The organism is Actinoallomurus sp. NPDC050550, from assembly GCF_040655075.1.
Taxonomy (GTDB): domain Bacteria; phylum Actinomycetota; class Actinomycetes; order Streptosporangiales; family Streptosporangiaceae; genus Actinoallomurus.
Map to the genome: position 1 here is coordinate 79,761 of NZ_JBFAJC010000030.1, position 16,547 is coordinate 96,307.

Annotated in this window: 10 protein-coding genes; 3 read left to right on the plus strand and 7 right to left on the minus strand. The window is 69.3% G+C overall.

The features are described from left to right. Positions 1-37: 37 nt before the first annotated feature. From AB0I04_RS33720 to AB0I04_RS33730, 3 genes are all read right to left on the minus strand, one after another. On the minus strand, positions 38-1,702 hold the full coding sequence (locus tag AB0I04_RS33720) for a hypothetical protein (protein ID WP_360893761.1): 1,665 nt from the start codon (positions 1,700-1,702) through the stop codon (positions 38-40). 16 nt (positions 1,703-1,718) lie between these two features. After that, entirely contained in the window at positions 1,719-4,829 is a 3,111-nt protein-coding gene (locus tag AB0I04_RS33725; RefSeq protein ID WP_360893763.1) for a GH92 family glycosyl hydrolase, read from the minus strand. Positions 4,830-4,977: 148 nt separating this feature from the next. After that, a complete protein-coding gene (locus AB0I04_RS33730; protein ID WP_360893766.1) occupies positions 4,978-8,604 on the minus strand; it encodes a glycoside hydrolase family 3 C-terminal domain-containing protein in 3,627 nt (1,208 codons plus the stop codon). Positions 8,605-8,846: 242 nt separating this feature from the next. Here AB0I04_RS33730 and AB0I04_RS33735 point away from each other — a divergent pair, with 242 nt between their 5' ends. Further along, positions 8,847-10,061 carry an ROK family transcriptional regulator gene (locus AB0I04_RS33735; protein ID WP_360893769.1) on the plus strand — a complete coding sequence of 405 codons (1,215 nt, stop codon included), beginning with the start codon at positions 8,847-8,849 and terminating at the stop codon, positions 10,059-10,061. 84 nt (positions 10,062-10,145) lie between these two features. Here the strand turns inward: AB0I04_RS33735 and AB0I04_RS33740 are convergent, their stop codons facing one another. Further along, complete coding sequence (locus AB0I04_RS33740; protein ID WP_360893771.1) at positions 10,146-10,856, minus strand: GntR family transcriptional regulator; 711 nt, start codon at positions 10,854-10,856, stop codon at positions 10,146-10,148. Between the two features lie 18 nt (positions 10,857-10,874). Continuing rightward, positions 10,875-11,639: a maleate cis-trans isomerase gene (locus AB0I04_RS33745; RefSeq protein ID WP_360893774.1), complete on the minus strand. Its 765-nt coding sequence runs from the start codon at positions 11,637-11,639 to the stop codon at positions 10,875-10,877. A 258-nt stretch (positions 11,640-11,897) separates the two neighbouring features. Here AB0I04_RS33745 and AB0I04_RS33750 point away from each other — a divergent pair, with 258 nt between their 5' ends. Both AB0I04_RS33750 and AB0I04_RS33755 read left to right on the plus strand, forming a co-directional pair. After that, entirely contained in the window at positions 11,898-12,902 is a 1,005-nt protein-coding gene (locus AB0I04_RS33750; RefSeq protein WP_360893776.1) for a D-2-hydroxyacid dehydrogenase, read from the plus strand. Further along, positions 12,902-14,371 (plus strand): amidase, encoded by a 1,470-nt coding sequence (locus AB0I04_RS33755; protein WP_360893779.1) that lies wholly within the window; start codon positions 12,902-12,904, stop codon positions 14,369-14,371. Before AB0I04_RS33750 ends, AB0I04_RS33755 begins: the two co-directional genes overlap by 1 nt. A 63-nt stretch (positions 14,372-14,434) precedes the next feature. On the opposite strand, the gene AB0I04_RS33760 is transcribed toward AB0I04_RS33755, so the two are convergent. After that, positions 14,435-14,932, minus strand: a complete 498-nt coding sequence (locus AB0I04_RS33760) for a DUF3830 family protein (RefSeq protein ID WP_360893782.1) — start codon at positions 14,930-14,932, stop codon at positions 14,435-14,437. A 51-nt stretch (positions 14,933-14,983) separates the two neighbouring features. After that, positions 14,984-16,465 (minus strand): MFS transporter, encoded by a 1,482-nt coding sequence (locus AB0I04_RS33765; RefSeq protein WP_360893785.1) that lies wholly within the window; start codon positions 16,463-16,465, stop codon positions 14,984-14,986. Positions 16,466-16,547: the final 82 nt, after the last annotated feature.

The following is a 16,547-nucleotide window of genomic DNA, read 5'->3' on the forward strand; positions in this document are numbered from 1 at the left end:
GGTCCCGGCCGGGGGCGCGTTCGCGTCGGACGCTCCGTCAGTTCGTGATCAGATCGAACTGCTCCCACGGGCCGATCGACGTGCGGTTCGCGATGAGCGCGGAGGACCCGGCGTTCTCCGCCGTGACGTACATGTTGTTGGCCAGCGCGAGCAGGCTGACGGTGCCGTCCGCGTTGTTGATCAGCCGGAATGTCTCCCATTGGCCGACCGATGTGCGATTGGCGATCAGCGGGGAGGCGCCCGCGTTGTCGGCGCAGACGTACTGGGCGTTGGCGTGGGCGCGCAGCGCGATGTTGCCGCCGCCCGCGTCGACCATGTCGAACTGCTCCCACGGGCCGATCGACGTGCGGTTCGCGATCAGCGGGGAGGCACCGGCGTTCTCCGCGGTGACGTAGTCACTGTTGGCGCGGGAGCGCAGGCTGATGACCTTGGTGCCGCCGGTGACGACGGGCTGGGTGGGCCGGGTGGCGGTCAAGGCGATCTGGCCCTTGAGCATCCGGCCGCCGTCGCCGGTGAGCCGCAGGTAGTAGTCCGACGAGCAGGCCGTGCCGTCCTCGTCCAGTGCGTACAGGCCGGAACCGGACGGGACCATGGACGCGTTCTCGGCGGTCTTGGCGATCTGGTTGCCCTCGCCGTACTCATCGAACATGGAGATGTAGATGCCCTGTACCCCGGCCCGGACCATGTTGTAGAACTGGCGCCACATGAAGTCGCCGTGCGCGCGCTGCTGCGGCGCGGACACGTCCCCGGGCAGCACGCACGGCTGGTAGTCGATGCCGTGGGCGTTGCAGTACGCCTGGTCGGGCACGGTGTAGGTGTTGTAGGCGTTGTCGGATTCGGCGGCGCTGCCGATCGCGCCGACCATCCAGGGGCTGACCATGTTCATCGCCAGGTAGACGTCGTCGTACCCCGAGCGGGCGCCGATGCCGCCGACGTGCCATTCGCGCGCGACCCCGCCGATGACGTAACAGCCTTGGCCCTTGAACCAGTTGACGACGTCGAGGCAGGCCGACGCGCTCCAGGGATGGTTGCCGTCGTTCAGGCCGAAGCCCCAGATGCACACGACCGGCTTGCCGTTCTGGCGCGCGTACGCGGACGAGGCCGTGTACGCGGACATCTTGTTCGTCCAGTCGGTCCTGATCTCCGACTGCATGTCCGTCCAGCCGGTGACGTCGTACATGATGTAGAACTTCACGCCGTGCGACTCGGCGGCGCTGCGCACCTTCTGCGCCATCGCGTCGCGCGTGGCGCCCTCGCCGCCGTTGGGGTTGAACCGCTGCAGGGCGGCGGTGTCGCAGCCGTACTGCTTCATCCACGCGAAGTGGGTGTCGACGGTCTGCTGGTCGTAGGAGGAGAAGAGGGTGGCGGCCCCGCCTCCGTTGAGGTTCGCGTACGCGGTCGGGCACGCGTTGGCGTACTCGCGCATGTCCGGCCACGCCTTGATGGCGTTGTTGGTCGGCGAGGGTGCCTGGCCCCAGTTCTGGCTCCAGTGCCACCAGCCGTTGATCGGGGCCCCGTCGCCCGCGCAGGCGAACCACCCCTGATAACCGACGGTGATCTTGCCGACCACGTCGCCGGGCCCGCTGGCGGCGGCGCCGGCGGCGGAGGCAGGTCTCGCCTCGAGGCCGAGCGCGGCCAGGCCGAGGGCGGCCGACCCACCGACGGCGAAGCCGCGGATGAAGGTGCGGCGGGACAGTTCCATGGTGGCTCCGTTCAGGTCACTTGTCGTCAGGGCAGAGGTGGAGGGCGAGGACGTTGTCGCCCGTGACGGTGACGTGGACCCGCCCGATGGTGCCGGTGTCGCCGCCGTTGGCCAGCCGGAAGTCGCTCCCGGCGTTCTCGCGGTTGCCGAAGGCGGCATCGTCGACGGTGAACGTCGCGGTCTTCCACGTGTCGGTGCCGGTCTTGGCGACGGGGGCGCTCTGCTTGTAGGCGCCGTCGGTGGAGTCGTACTGCAGGCTCCAATCGCCGGTGCCGTGGTCGTAATAGTCGATCGTCACCTTCACCGTGTAGTGGCCGCCGGGGACGATGGTGTTGTCGACGTCGAAGTACTCGTAGGGGGAACCGTCGGTCGTGGAGCGTCCGGAGCGACCGCCGACGGTGACGGGCGCGGTGTGGCCGTCGCCGTTGTCGCGCAACCGCAGCCCGCACTCGGTGTCGGTGGTGCCGAGCGTGTCGCAGGCGGTCGCGGCGCCGTCGTCCGCCGGTACGGTCACCACGACCGCGCCGCCAGGCAGCGCCTGCCCGCCGGCGGTGTGGAAGGAGACCTTCACCGGGTGGTAGCCGGACGCCGTGCCTTGGGCGACGGCGATCGTGACGGGCACGTGGACGGTGTCGGCGTGGGTGAGGTCCAAGGTGCCCGACGACGGGGTCACGCTCACCCCGGCGACGTCGGAGGCGGCCGTCCAGCGGACCTGGCCGGCGTGCCCGGCGAGCGTGGAGACGCCGACGGTGGCCGGCAGGCCGGTGCCGCCGCGGATCACCTGGGTGCCGGTCGGGGTGACGTAGCCGACCGCCGGTACCTCATGGGCCCGGTAGGACGGGGGCGCGGCCTCGTCGCCGGTGGCCCAGTGGGTGTCGGGCCGGGTGGACAGGTCGATGTCCAGCGCGCCGCCGCTCGTGGCGAACGACGCGGGCAGGCCGGTGGACTCGTGCGGCCGGCCGTTCAGCTGCATGCCGGTGACGTACGGCGCGTCGTCGGCGGCCTTCAGCGCGTTGATGGTGATCTTCCGGCCGGTGCCCAGGCTGATCACGGCGCGTTTCACCAGCGGGCTGTTGAGCGCCAGGGCCGGGGTGCCGGGGGTGGCCGGCATCATGCCGAGCGCCGCCCACACGTATTCGGAGGACAGCGCGCCGAGATCGTCGTTGCCGGGGAGCCCGTCCGGCGCGGTCGTGAAGAGTTCGGTCTCGAAGCGCCGGGTGACCTCCTGGGTCTTCCACGGCTGCCCGACGTAGTCGTACACCCACGGCGCGGCGGTGTCGATCTCGTTGCCCGCCCAGTCGTACGGGTCGTTGCCACCGACGTTCAACTTGCTGAAGAAGTCGTCCAGCCGCGGAATCACCTTGTCCTTGCCGCCCATCGCGGTGACGAGGCCGGCGAGGTCCTGCGGGACCAGCCAGTTGTACTGCGCCGCGTTGCCTTCGTCGTAGCCGTCCTGGCCGAAGACCCCGGCCGGTGGTCTCTGGAAGCCGGGACCGGCCGGGAAGGAGCCGTGGTCGTCGCGCGGCCGCAGGTAGCCGGTGCTCGGGTCGAAGATGTTCTGCCAGTTCTGGCCGCGCTTGGCGTACTCGGTCGCGGTCGTACGGTCGCCGACCGCCTCGGCGAGCCGGGAGATGGCGAAGTCGTCGATCGCCCACTCGAGGGTCTCCGAGGCGCCCTGCAACCCGTGGTCGCCCTGGGAGGCGGCGTTGTTGGGTGCGTAGCCGAGCCGGACGTAGTCCTCCACGCCCGGCCGTTCCACCCAGCCCCAGCCGACCTTCTGCGACTTGGTCGCGGCCTTCTTCATGATGGGCAGCGCGCCGGCGACGTCCACACCACGGGCGCCGAACGCGACGTACTGGGCGAACAGCGGTACGCCGTTGTCGCCGTTCATCACGTTGCCGGTCATGTTCTGCGCCGGCCACTTCGGCCACCAGCCGCCCTGCTGCTGCGCGTCGCGAAGCAGGGAGTTCGCCATGTCTCCGGCACGGTCGGGGTACAGCATCGCCTGCAGCGGCGCCAGCGACCGGTAGATGTCCCAGTCGGAGAACATCTCGTACTGCGTGTGCCCGGCGGGCACCCGGTGGATGACGCCGTCGAAGCCGATGTAGCGGCCGTCCACGTCGTTGAACACGCTCGGCGCCTGGAAGCTCCGGTACAGCGAGGTGTAGAAGACGGTGAGCTCGTCGGCGGACGCGCCCCCGACGGCGACCTTGCGCAGCAGGGTGCGCCATGCCCTGCGCGTGGCGGCCCGCACCTGCCCGGCGTTCCAGCCGGGTACCTCGGCCGCCGCGTTCTTCGCCGCGCCGTCCGTGCTCACGTACGACAGGCCGATCTTGGCGGTCACCGTGCTGTCGGCGGACGTGTCGAAGGTCAGGTAGGCGCCCGAACCCGAGCCGGTCGCGCTCGACGAGCCGGGCGTGACCGTGCCGCCCTGCCACGTGCCGTGCGCGGTGAACGGCCGGTTGAACGTGAGGTCGAAGTACACCGTGTACTTGTCGTTGTTGCACAGCCCGTGCGCCGTGGCGGTGCCGGCCAGTTCGTGGTCGTTCACCACCTTCACGTCGGCGGCCAGGTCACCGCCGAGGCTGGTGCCCGACTTGACCAGCACCTGGGCCTGGCTGCCGGCCGGATAGTGGAAGGAGGCGATCCCCGTCCGGGCGGTCGCGCCCAGGTCGGCCTGGACGTTCGAGTCGGTGAGCCGCACGGAGTACGAACCGGGCGCGGCGTGCTCGTCCTGGTGCGAGAAGTGCTCGGTGCGGGCGGCCGGGTCGGTCCCGACCGCGCCGGTCACGGGCAGGATCGGGATGTCGCCGAACGACGAGCAGCCACCCGAGAAGTGCGTGAGGCTGAAGCCCTTGATGGCGTCGTCGGTGTACGAGTAGCCGGTCGGTCCGGACGGCGTGTCGGGGCCGAACTGCACCATCCCGAACGGCGCCGTCGCGCCGGGGAACGTGTTCTCCCAGTCGACGCCCTTCTTGGTGCCGATGAACGGATTGACGTAGTCGGTCGGATCGGACACCGGCGTGGCCGGTGCGGATCGCGCGGGCATGGCGGCGACCGCGGACGGGGCGCCCAGCACGCACGCCGCCAGTCCGATCGCCACGATCCCGTTTCGTGGCTGCACCACGAGCCTCCCTGGTCTTCGGCCGCGTCACTCGCCCGGGGCGGAGTGCGCGAAATGGAGCAACGAAGGACGACAGCGTTGTCATCAGCGGGCGCGCTGGTGACCGCGCCGGGCGGTCGGGGGGTGGTGCCGACCGCCCGGCCCCTGGCCGCTATCCGTCGGTGGCGAGGGCGAAGACGTGCAGCGCGTTGGCGCCGCTTCCGCCCTGGCTGACGTTGGGGAGGGTCACGAACTGGACCTTCTTGCCGGCCTGCAGCTTGACGGTGGCCATGTAGAGGTGGACGGTCTGGTCCCTTCGCCCGCTGTTCTTGCTGTTGATGTAGGGAAGGGTGGCGACCGTGTCTCCGCCGCTGGACCACCAGTCGGGGAAGCTGATCGAGAACGGCTGGGTGGTGCCGTCGGTGTAGGTGATCACTCCGCTGCCCGAGGCGGTGCCGTTGTTGGCCGTCCCCAGGAAGGCGAGGTTCGCGCCCGATCCGGAGTAGTCGAACGCCTGCCCGCTGGAGAGGACGTTGTCCGCCTTGCCCGCCGGGACGTCCGGCCAGGTGAAGGTGAACCCGCCGTGGTCGACCTTGCCGCCCGGCGTGATGCCCACGCCCGCGAGGGCCTGGGCCGACAGGCTGAACTCGCCGCCGTCGAGGGTGCCCGCCGACGGGTTACCGTCATCGGTGATCCCGATGTTGTTGTAGGCGGCGGCCAGCGACGCGTAGGGGATTCCGACGTTGGTGGCCGCGGCGCCGCTGCCCTGGCCGCCCTGGGCGGTGTAGGTGACCTTGGCCTGCAGGTCGTAGCCGTTGCGCGCCGCGTCGGCCGGGACCTTGACCGTCCAGGTGGTCTTGACCGTCTGACCGGCCGCGACCTGCGCGAACGTGGCGGGCGAGGTGGCCTCCGCGGTCCAGCCGTTCGGCGTGGACAGCGCCACCGTCACGTCGCTCAGCGCGTTCGGGCCGGAGTTGGTGAACGCGGTCGTGGCGGTGATGGAGCCGCCCGGTTCGACGGTCGAGGGCGCGGTGACCGAGAAGGGGTACTTGGCGCTGATGACGGCCGAGCCGGTGACGCCGCCCACCTTCGCGGTGAGGGTCGTGACGCCGGAACCGACCACCTTGACGTGTCCGGCGTGATCGACCGTGGCCACGTGCGGGTCGCTGCTGCCGTAGTGGACGTTCGCGTGGGTCAGGTCGACGAAGGACTGGTCGTTGTTGACGGCCTCGACGATGTTGTCGGCGGTCACGGCCAGGTTGCGCTGCTCCTTCGAGTGGTCGGTGTCGTCCTTGATCCACTGGTTCTTGCCGGTCAGGTCGAGGGTGTCGCCGACCTTGTACTGGACCGCCTCGGGCTGGACGGTGACGTACTGGACCTTCGGGGTGATCCGCCCGGTGACCTGCACCGACGAGGAGGCGGCGATGTCGGCCGAGTCGGCCCCGACCTGGAACCGATAGGTGCCATCCGGTACGAACGAACGCATCGCCTTGGCGTCCCACACCGACAGGTCGGCGACGTTGACCGTGAGGGAGACGTGCTCGGTGGCACCGGGCCGCAGCACCGCGGTCTTCTTGAAGCCCACCAGCCGCTTCCTGGGCATCTCGACGCCCGGGACGCTGAACGGGGTCGCGGCGTACAGCTGAGCGACCGTGGCGCCGGCGACGTGGCCGGTGTTCTTTACGTCGAACCGGACGGTGACCTTGCCGTTCGCGTTCACCGAGCCGGTGTTCGCCCGGATGTGGGAGTAGGCGAAGCCGGTGTAGCTCTTGCCGTAGCCGAAGGGGTAGGTGGGGGTACCGGTGAAGTACCGGTAGGTACGGCCGATCCCGCCGGTGCCCGCCGGCGTGATGTTGTAGTTGGACATGGCCGGCAGCTGGGAGTCGTCCTTGTACCAGGTGAAGTTCAGGTGCCCGCTCGGGTTCTGCCTGCCCGTCAGCACATCGGCCAGCGCCGTGCCCTGACTCTCGCCGTTGAACCCGCTGAAGACGATCGCGGGGAACTTCGCGGCGACATCGTCGATCTTGACCGGGCCGCCCGCCTGCATCACCAGCGCCATCTTGCCGTTGCCCAGCGCGGTGGCCTGGTCGATCAGTGAGTGGTAGTTGCCCGGGATCGCGAGCGTGGTCCGGTCCTTGCCCTCATCGGCCACTCCGTGGTCGGTGCCCACGAACACGATGACCAGATCGGCGCTCTTGATGTCGGCCTTGGTCTGGTCGCCGAGCACCGCCGGGGTGGTGGCCGTGGTCGAGGTCTTGGCGTCGTCGAAGACGATCGAGGCGCCCGGGTTGGCGGCCTTGACCGCGTCGGTGATGCCCTTGACCGCGCTGACCTGCAGCGTCGGCTCGCCCGAGTAGTTGCCCAGGTTCACCGTGTTCGCCTGGTCGCCGAGGATCACGACCTTGTCCAGCTTCGAGGCGTTCAGCGGCAGGAGGGGGTTCTTCGTGCTCGGTACGTCATCGTTCTTGAGCAGGACGAGCGAGTTGTCGGCGACCTTGGCGGCCAGGGCCTGGTGCTCGGGGCTCTGAATGACATCCTTGGTGATCCTGGTGTACTTGACCCGGTCCGGCGAGTCGAACTCCCCGGTCCGCATCCGGACGGTGAACAAGTGCACCAGCGCGGTGTCCACGACACCCTCGCTCAGCGCGCCGGCGTCGATCGCGTCGCGGATGTTCTGCGCGGTGGCCTCGTCACCGGTGCAGTTGACATTGGTCCCGGCGCGCAGCGCGTACGCCTGCCCGCCCGCCTGACCGGACAGCGTGGTCCCGGTCGCGGTATTCGTCCAGGTCGGGTTGTCCTTGTGGTCCGTGGTCCAGCCCGGCGGCGCCCAGTCGTGGCCGCCGTACGGCAGCCGCCAGGTCGTGCCGACGGCGCCGCAGTCGGAGGTGATGTAGCCGTTGAACCCGTACGTCCGCTGGGCGAGCTGGTTCACGGTGTAGGTGTTCGCGACCGCCGGGGTGCCGTTGATGGCGTTGTAGGAGCTCATCAGCCCCGAAACATGGTCCTTCTCGATCAGGTCACGGAACTGGGCGGTGTAGTACTCCCGCAGCGTCCGGTCGTCGGTGTCGGAGCTGATCCCGGTGCGGTTGTTCTCGGTGTTGTTCAGCGCGTAGTGCTTGGCCGTCGCGGCGACCTTCAGATAGCCGGTCGTGGACTTACCGCTCTGGCTCTGACCTTGGTAGCCGTTGACGAACGCGCCGGCCAGCTGCCCGGCGAAGTAGGGGTCCTCCCCGAACGCCTCATCGGTCCGGCCCCACCGCGGGTCCCGATCCAGGTTGACCGTCGGCGCCCAGTACGTCAGCGAGCCGTAGTCGTTCTTGTCCGGCCCGAGGTTGTTCTGCCCGACGCCCCACAGCGACTTGTCCAAGAAGCCGCGTGCCTCGTCGGAGATCGCCGTCGTCTCGGCGTAGATCAGCCGCGGGTCCCACGACATCGAGGAGGCGAAGTTGGTCGGAAAGGACGTGGCGTGCACCCCACCCGAGGCCGAGCCGTGGTCGGTGTCGGCGCCCAGCGTGTTCACCCCGTGCTGGCCCTCGTTCCAGTAGGTGTACCGCTGCACCCCCAGCCGCGGGATGGCTGGTGCGTCGTTGGTGTGCAGCTGGGCGGCCTTCTCGTCCAGCGTCATCCGCGACACCAGGTCCGCGGCGCGTTCCTCGAAGGAGTAGTGGGGGTCCAGGTAGATCGGCGTCGTGTCCGCGTGCGCCGGCGAGGCCGAGACACCGGCCAGACCGAGCGCGCAGGCGAACGAGCACAGTGCGGCGAGGAAGGAGCGCCGCCGCGGGGAGGGGCGTCGTGCCATCAGGAGGCTCCCTGATCATGAAGTTGACGGAGGTGAAACACGCGCCGCTGCCGACGGCGCTGCGTCCTCCCTTCGCGGGTCGAGCCCCCGACCGGACCAGATCGAATCCCCCGTACGTACAAGACCGCCCTGCGATGCCAGGTTTAGGCGTACATTGCGGGATGGTTATCTGACATGGGCATAGTTACGATGACATTAAGCACAAGTCAGCGCAAGGTCCGGCTGAGGACGGCTCCATTAGGTTGAATCCGAACGAAATCCGAGACGAGGAGTCAGCGATCGACACCCCACTGAACCTGCGGGAGGTGGGCCGGCTCCGGGTGCTGCAGGCCTTGTTCGACACCGACAGCACGAGCCGCTCCGAACTCGTCCAGATCACCGGCCTGTCCCGGGCCACCGTCTCCTCGCTCGTCGCGGACCTGCTCGCGGCCGATCTGGCCGAGGAGAGCGAACCGGACGGCCAGACACGGCCCACCGGCCGCCCCGCGCAGTCCCTGACCCTGCGCGCGCCCGCGGCGTACGCCATCGGCGCCGATATCGGCCACCAGCACGTCCGGGTGGCGCTGTGCGACCTGAACGGCGCCCCCATCTGGAACGACGCCGTGGTCACCGACGTCGACCGCGCCCCCGGCGAAACACTCGACCTGACCGCCGACCTGATCCAGCGAGCACTGCGGGAACGGAACATCGACCAAGAGCGCGTGCTCGGCCTCGGCGTCGACATCGCCGCTCCCGTCCGCGTCCCCAGCGGCGTCCTGGAAGCCCACGGCATCATGCCCGGCTGGGTCGGCGTGCAGCCCGGCGCCGAGCTTCAGCGGCGCACCGGCCTGCCCACGCAACTGGCCAACGACGCCAACGCGGGTGCCCTGGCAGAACGCAGATACGGCGCCGGCCGCAACGTCGAGGACATGATCTACATCCGGCTGTCCGCCGGGATCGGCGCCGGAATCATCTCCGGCGGCCAGCCGCTGCACGGCTCCGGCGGGCTCGCCGGCGAGATCGGCCACATCCGGTCAGCCCCGGACGGGCGCGTCTGCCGCTGCGGCAACCGCGGCTGCCTGGAGACCGTCGCCAGCCCGGTCGCCATCGCCCGTCTCCTGGAGAACAGCTGGGGGTACCCGGTCGCCGTCTCCGACCTGCTCCCCCTCATCAAGGCCGGCGACCGGGGCGCCGTTCACGCGCTGCAGGACGCGGCCGAAGAGATCGGCCGCGTCCTCGCCAACCTCGTCACCATGCTCAATCCGGAGCTCATCGTGGTCGGCGGCGACCTCGCCCGTGCCGGCGAACGGCTCATCGAGCCGATCACCCGTGCCATCCGCCGCTACGCGCTCGCCCCGGCCGCCGAAGCCGTCCAGATCACCAGCGGGCAACTCGGCGACCACGCCGAGGTCCTCGGTGCCGCCGGCATGGTCCTCGCCGACGCCCCTCGCCTCCTCACCGCCGCCCTCGCCCGGTGAACCAGCCCACGGCACAGGGTGGGCCGTCGATTGAGACTCGGGTGGGAGCATCGCCGTCGATGGCGGCCTGACCCAAGGCCCCCGTCAGGCCGTCCGGTCGGCCGCCGCGATCGGTCCGGACGGATCGGTGATCTGGCCGTGACCGGTCAGGCGACGGACGGCGTCCTGCATGTGCTCGTCCAGCAGGGCGTACAGCCGCGCCTCGTCGCCCGCGCGCAGGGCCTCGATGATCGCGGCGTGCTCCTCGACCAGCTCCACCGGCATCGGGTATTCCCCCGCCAGCGCGGTCATGCACATCCGGGTCTCGACGAACAAGGTCTCCGCCATCCGCTTCAGCCGGACGCTGCCCGACTCCTCGACGAGCACCTGGTGCAGCTCCATGTCGGCCGCGCTGAGGGCGGCCGGGTCTCCCTTGCGAGCAGCGGTGGCCATGGCGCGGTGCACCTTGGCCAGACGGTCGGCGGTACGTTGCGGATTCTGCTGCAGCACCAGACGGCAGGCGGCGGACTCGATGGCCGTCCGGGCGAGGTAGATGTCGCGTACATCGTCTTCGTTCAGGGTCATGACGAACACACCACGGTGAGGCACACTACGGGCGATGCCCTGTTGCACGAGGCGTTGCATGGCCTCGCGCAACGGGCCGCGGCTGACGCCGAGCTGCGCGGCCAGCTCCGCCTCACCGAGCTGAACGCCCGGTGGAAGCGTGCCGTCCATGATCGCGTCGGTCAGCCGAGAAGCGATGATGGTCACCGCCGGTTCTCGTTTGAGCGGCCGCAGCGTTCTCGATTCCGCCATGGTGCGTTCGTTCCTTCGTCAAGGCCGCTCCTCAGTTCCCACAGGAGCGGTGATGTGGGTGCTTCGAAAAAGGGAGCCGAGCCCATCCCGCGGCCGGGTGTCGCCCGCCAACCGAAGGCCCTCCCACACGCTGACCTGATTCGCCGTCAAGACCGGCTTGCCAACGGCCTCTTCCAGCTCGTCGAGCCATGCGGCGGTGTGCAGCGCGGTATCGGGAAGAAGCACGGCATCGGCGTCGGGGTGATCGTTCGAACGCGCCAACTCGAGCACCTGCTCGCGCCCGAGCGTGCCCACCTCCGCCGCGGTGATGATGCCCCGGCCGGAGACCTGGATGACTTCGGCACCCGAGGCCTCGAGGAAGCGGACGAAATAGGCCGCGACGTCCTCGGGATAGGTGGCGCCCACCGCGAGGCGGCGCACGCCCAGTGCCCGCACCGCGTGAGCGAAGGCGAAAGAGGTGCTGGACGCCGGCAGGCCGCTCACCCGCGAGAGCTCCTCGATCTGCCGCCGTGCGCCGTCCCATCCGTAGATGAAACTGGCGCTGGTGCAGGCCCACACCACCGCGTCGACATCGTGTTCCTTGAGCCGTCCCACCCGGTCGGCCAACCGGTGGATCGCCCCCATCTCCAGCAGAGCGTCCACACGGTGGGCGTCCTCCCCGATGTCCGTATGAACGAGGGGAAGCCGGACCCCGCCCGCGACCTTGCTCTCCAGCAGCGGGTAGTCGTCCTCCGCGGAATATCCCGGGTAAAGGAATCCCACCGTCGCGGTCCGGTCAGTCATGCGTCAGCGCCCTTTCGAAGCAGGGGACAGTCTAAGTCGCCTTGCAGCCTGTTGACATTCGGCAATAAGTCGGGCCGTGGCCGAGGAGAGTGGCGCGTGCCGAACCACCTCGGCATCAATATGTAGATTGTTGACAACAGTAGGAACGGGTACCTAGCGTGTCAACACCATGACGAGGCGGCGTTTTCGGATGCCCGGAAGGCTCCCTGCCCGGGCATTCGGGACCCCAGCACGTCGCAGCGATCTGAAGGGCGCCTGATGAGCGAGACCGGACCCCCTGTCGTCGTGGTTCTCGGGGACGACAGACCACCGCTCCTGGAACGTATAGGTCAGGCGGCCCGGCTACGGCAGGTCACGCAGAAGGGCCTGCGGGAGGCACTGGCGGAGGCCGACGTCCTCTTGGTGTGGGACTTCCTGACCGATGCTCTGCCCGAGGCCTGGCCGGACCACGGCGGACCACGGTGGGTGCACACCGCCAGCGCCGGTGTGGATCGCCTGATGTTCCCCGCGCTGATCGACTCGGACGCCACGATCACCAATTCCCGTGGGGTCTTCGAGCGGCCGATCGCCGAGTACGTGGCCGGCCTCGTACTGGCCATGGCCAAGGATCTGGCCGGCACGTACGACCTGCAACGCTCGCGCGTCTGGCGGCATCGGGAGACGGAACGGGTGGCCGGCACCTGTGCCGTGGTGGTGGGCGGCGGCCCCATCGGGCGCGCCACGGCTCACCTGCTGTCCGCGCTCGGCCTGCGAACGGCACTCGTGGCACGCACCGCCCGTGAGGCCGATCCGGACTTCGGCCGCGTCCATGGCTTCGCCGAGTTGCCCCGGCTGCTTCCGGAGGCGGACTGGGTGGTCAGTGCCGCGCCGCTGACCGACGAGACGACCGACATGTTCGACGCCGCGGCGTTCGGCCGGATGAAGCGGGGCGCACGCTTCATCAACGTCGGCCGCGGCCCGCTGGTCGTCGAGGACGACCTGGTGGCGGCGCTGCGCGAGGGCCGGCTGGGAGGGGCGGCCCTGGACGTGTTCCGGGAGGAGCCGCTGCCCGGCGACAGCCCGCTGTGGCAGACCCCCGGGCTGCTCGTCTCCCCGCACATGTCGGCTGACACGCACGGCTGGCTGGAAGATCTCGCCGAGGTCTTCCTGAGCAACTTCGAGCGCTGGGTGACCGGTCGGCCCCTGCACAACATCGTGGACAAGAAGCTGGGATACGTGCCCGTGGCCACGGCGGACACCCCGAAGATCGAGGAGGGCATCTGATGACCGAGCTCGACGACGGCAGAACCGCAACGGAGGGCACCGGCGCCGACGAACTCTGTGCGTACACCGCGACAGAGCTGGTCACGGCGTACGCGAACCGGAGCCTGTCCCCCGTCGAGGTGGTCGATGCCGTGCTCGACCGCATCGAACGGCTCGATCCCCTGGTGAACGCCTTCTGCCTGGTCGACGGTGACACGGCGCGCGCGCAGGCGCGGGAAGCGCAGGAGCGCTGGCGCCGAGGTGAACCACAGGGACTGCTCGACGGTGTTCCGGTCTCCATCAAGGACCTGTTCCTCACCAAGGGCCGGCCGACGCTGCGCGGCTCGCTGAGCGTGGACCCCGACCGCGACTGGGACGAGGACGCGCCGAGCGTGGCCCGGCTGCGCGAGCACGGCGCGGTCTTCGTCGGCAAGACGACGACTCCGGAATTCGGCTGGAAGGGAGTCACCGACAACCCACTGACCGGAGTGACGCGTAATCCGTGGGATCCCTCGCGCACCTCCGGAGGATCCAGCGGGGGCAGTGCGGCGGCCGTCGCGCTGGGCCTGGCCCCGCTGTCGGTGGGCACCGACGGCGGCGGCTCGGTGCGCATCCCCGCCGCGTTCTGCGGCATCTTCGGCCTCAAGCCCACTTACGGCAGGATCCCGCTCTACCCGGCGAGCCCGTTCGGCACGCTGGCCCACGCCGGGCCGATGACCCGTACCGTGGCGGACGCGGCCCTCATGATGGACGTGATCTGTGGCGCCGACAGCCGCGACTGGTCGGCTCTCGCACCGTACACGGGCAGCTTCCGGTCCGAGATCGCCCCTGGGGCCGACGGGGTGCGCGGCCTGCGCGTCGCCTACAGCCCGACCCTGGTGGGCACGCCGGTGGATCCGCAGGTGGCCGCCCGGGTGCGACGGGCGGTCGCGCTTCTCGCCGAGTCGGGTGCGCACGTCGAGGAGGTGGACCCCGGATTCGCCGATCCGGTGCAGGCCTACCACACCCTGTGGTTCTCCGGCGCGGCCAAGGTGGTCGAGCACCTGACGGCCGAGCAGTCGGAGCGGCTCGACCCCGCGCTGCGGGAGGTATGCCGGCAGGGAGCGGCCATGAGCGCCCTCGACTACCTCGGCGCGGTGGACGAGCGCATGGCGCTGGGCCGGCGGATGGGCGCGTTCCACGAACGCCATGACCTTTTGGTGACCCCGACCCTGCCGATACCCGCCTTCGAAGCCGGCCGGGAGGTCCCTGAGGGCAGCGGTCTCGAGCGCTGGACCGGTTGGACACCGTTCACCTACCCCTTCAACCTCACCCAGCAGCCCGCGGCCAGCGTGCCCTGTGGAACGACCGCGGAGGGACTTCCGGTAGGTGTGCAACTGGTCGCCGCCCGGCACCAGGACGCGCTGGTGCTGCGCGCCTCCCACACTCTCTTCGAGGCGCTGGTGAGCGATGGCGTCGTATCCGCGGGCCCGGTCCGGCCGCACGGCTGATCGAGCAGGGCGGAAAGGGGCGGGGCCGGGCGTTCACCCGGCCCCACTTCCGGAGGGAACCGGTCAGGCGCGCTTGAAGGTCAGGGACTCCCCGATCACACCGGACAGCCACAGATCCTGCGCCGCCTCGGCGATCCGGTCCAGGCCTTCGGTGATGGTGGCGAAGATGTTGCCGGGTACGAAGCCGGTGTCCGGGTTGAGCAGCAGATTGTTGCGCTCGTAGAACAACGCGAGGTCGACGATGCTCTCGTGCTCCTGCGGACGGCCTCCCTGCGAATAGCCGTGCGAGCTGGTGTTCAGCTGCCAGTTGGCGAAGGAGAAGTAGGCGACGTCGCCGGGAATCGGGGTGATCGTTGGGTTCTCGGTGCCCGGCTCGACCTCGGCGAACGCCGGCACCAGCGTGTAGATCTCGTTGCGGGCGTACTTGCCGTGGAAGACGTCCTTGCCCAGGGGCAGGGCGTTCCAGACCGCCTCGCAGGTACGCGGGGCCCTGTCGTCCAGCAGCTTCGCGACGCAGCTCACGCCGCGCTTCTCAAGCGTGATCTCGATGTAGCGATCCACTGTCGATCCTCCGATCGTTCGGCGATTCGGCTTGGTGGGACGGTCTCGTCGTCAGCCGCCGGCGGCTTCGGATCCGGCCAGTCCCACGGTCGGGTTCGGCACCACGCCGCGTCCATCCTCGAAGATGCCCGAGGCCGCCTCGGTCGCGGCCGGGTCACGGCGTCCGCGGAGTGAATGCCCGGCCGTCTCCGGCATAAGCAGGAGCGGAACGAGAGCGATGAGGGCGGCGAGCGACATGTAGAAGCCGGGCACCAGGTCGTTGTGCATGGCGGTGATCAGTGCGGTGACGACCAGCGGAGTCGTTCCGCCGAACAGCGAGGTGCTGAGGTTGTAACCGATCGCGAAGGCACCGTACCGGACGTGCGTCGGGAAGAGCGCCGGCAGGGTGGAGGCGATGGAGGCCAGCAGCAGGACCAGGAGCAACGCCAGCAGCATGAGGCCGGCCACGGTCGCGGCCATGTTCTTGACGCCCATCAGCGCCACCAGCGGCACCGACAGCAGGATCGAGCCGATGCACGAGGTGAGAATGATCGGCTTGCGCCCGATCCGGTCGGAGAGCGCCCCGATCGGCGCGATCACCACCATCATGCCGACCATCACGGCCAGCGGGATCGCGTCGCCGGCCACCTCGCTGAGACCCAGCACGTCCTTCAGGTAGGTCGGCATGTAGGTGAGGATGCCGTAGTCGGTGACGTTCAGCAGCAGCACGAAGCCCATCAGGATGAGGATCGGCCGCCAGTACCTGAGGGTCTCCCGGAAGGGCGCCCTCGAGGTCTCGCCGCGGGCGGCCAGTTCCTCGAAGATCGGGGTGTCCTCCAGCCGTGTCCGCAGGTAAAGGCCGATCCCGCCCAGCGGCAGCGCGATCAGGAACGGCACCCGCCAGGCCCAGGAGGAGACGGTCGCGTCGCTGAAGAGCGTCGACATCAGCGTGGCCATCGACGCGCCGACGCTCAGGCCGATGAGGGTGCCGAACTCCAGGAAGCTTCCGTAGAAGCCGCGCTTGTCGTCCGGCGCGTACTCCGCCATGAAGGTGGCGGCACCGCCGTACTCACCGCCGGTGGAGAATCCCTGGAGCAGCCGCGCCAGGATCAGCAGGATGGGAGACCAGACGCCGATCACGGCGTAGGTGGGCAGGACGCCGATCACGAAGGTGGACAGCGACATCAGGGTGAGCGTCAGCACGAGCACGCGCTGCCGCCCGAGCCGGTCGCCGAGCGGCCCGAAGAACATCCCGCCGAACGGGCGGATCGCGAATGAGATCGCCAGAACGCCGAAGGTCGACAGCAGACGGGTCGTGGAGTCATGCGCCGGAAAGAATGCCTTCCCCACGTAGCTGGCCAGGTAGCCGTAGATGCCGTAGTCGAACCACTCGATGGCGTTGCCCATCGCGGAAGCGGCGACGACGCGGCGCAGCAGCTTCTTGTCGACTACGGGGGACGCTCTGGGCGTCTGCTCGGGATCCTCGACGCCCGAGTGTGCGGAGGCTGCGCTGTGTGATGCAGCAGGGCTGTCGGGCTTCTGGTGGGGCTCCATCGCGGTGATCCCTTCCGCCTGTCTGTCCAGAAACGTCAGCTGCCCACATCCGATGTCGTTGATTTACGACAGGCCGGACAAG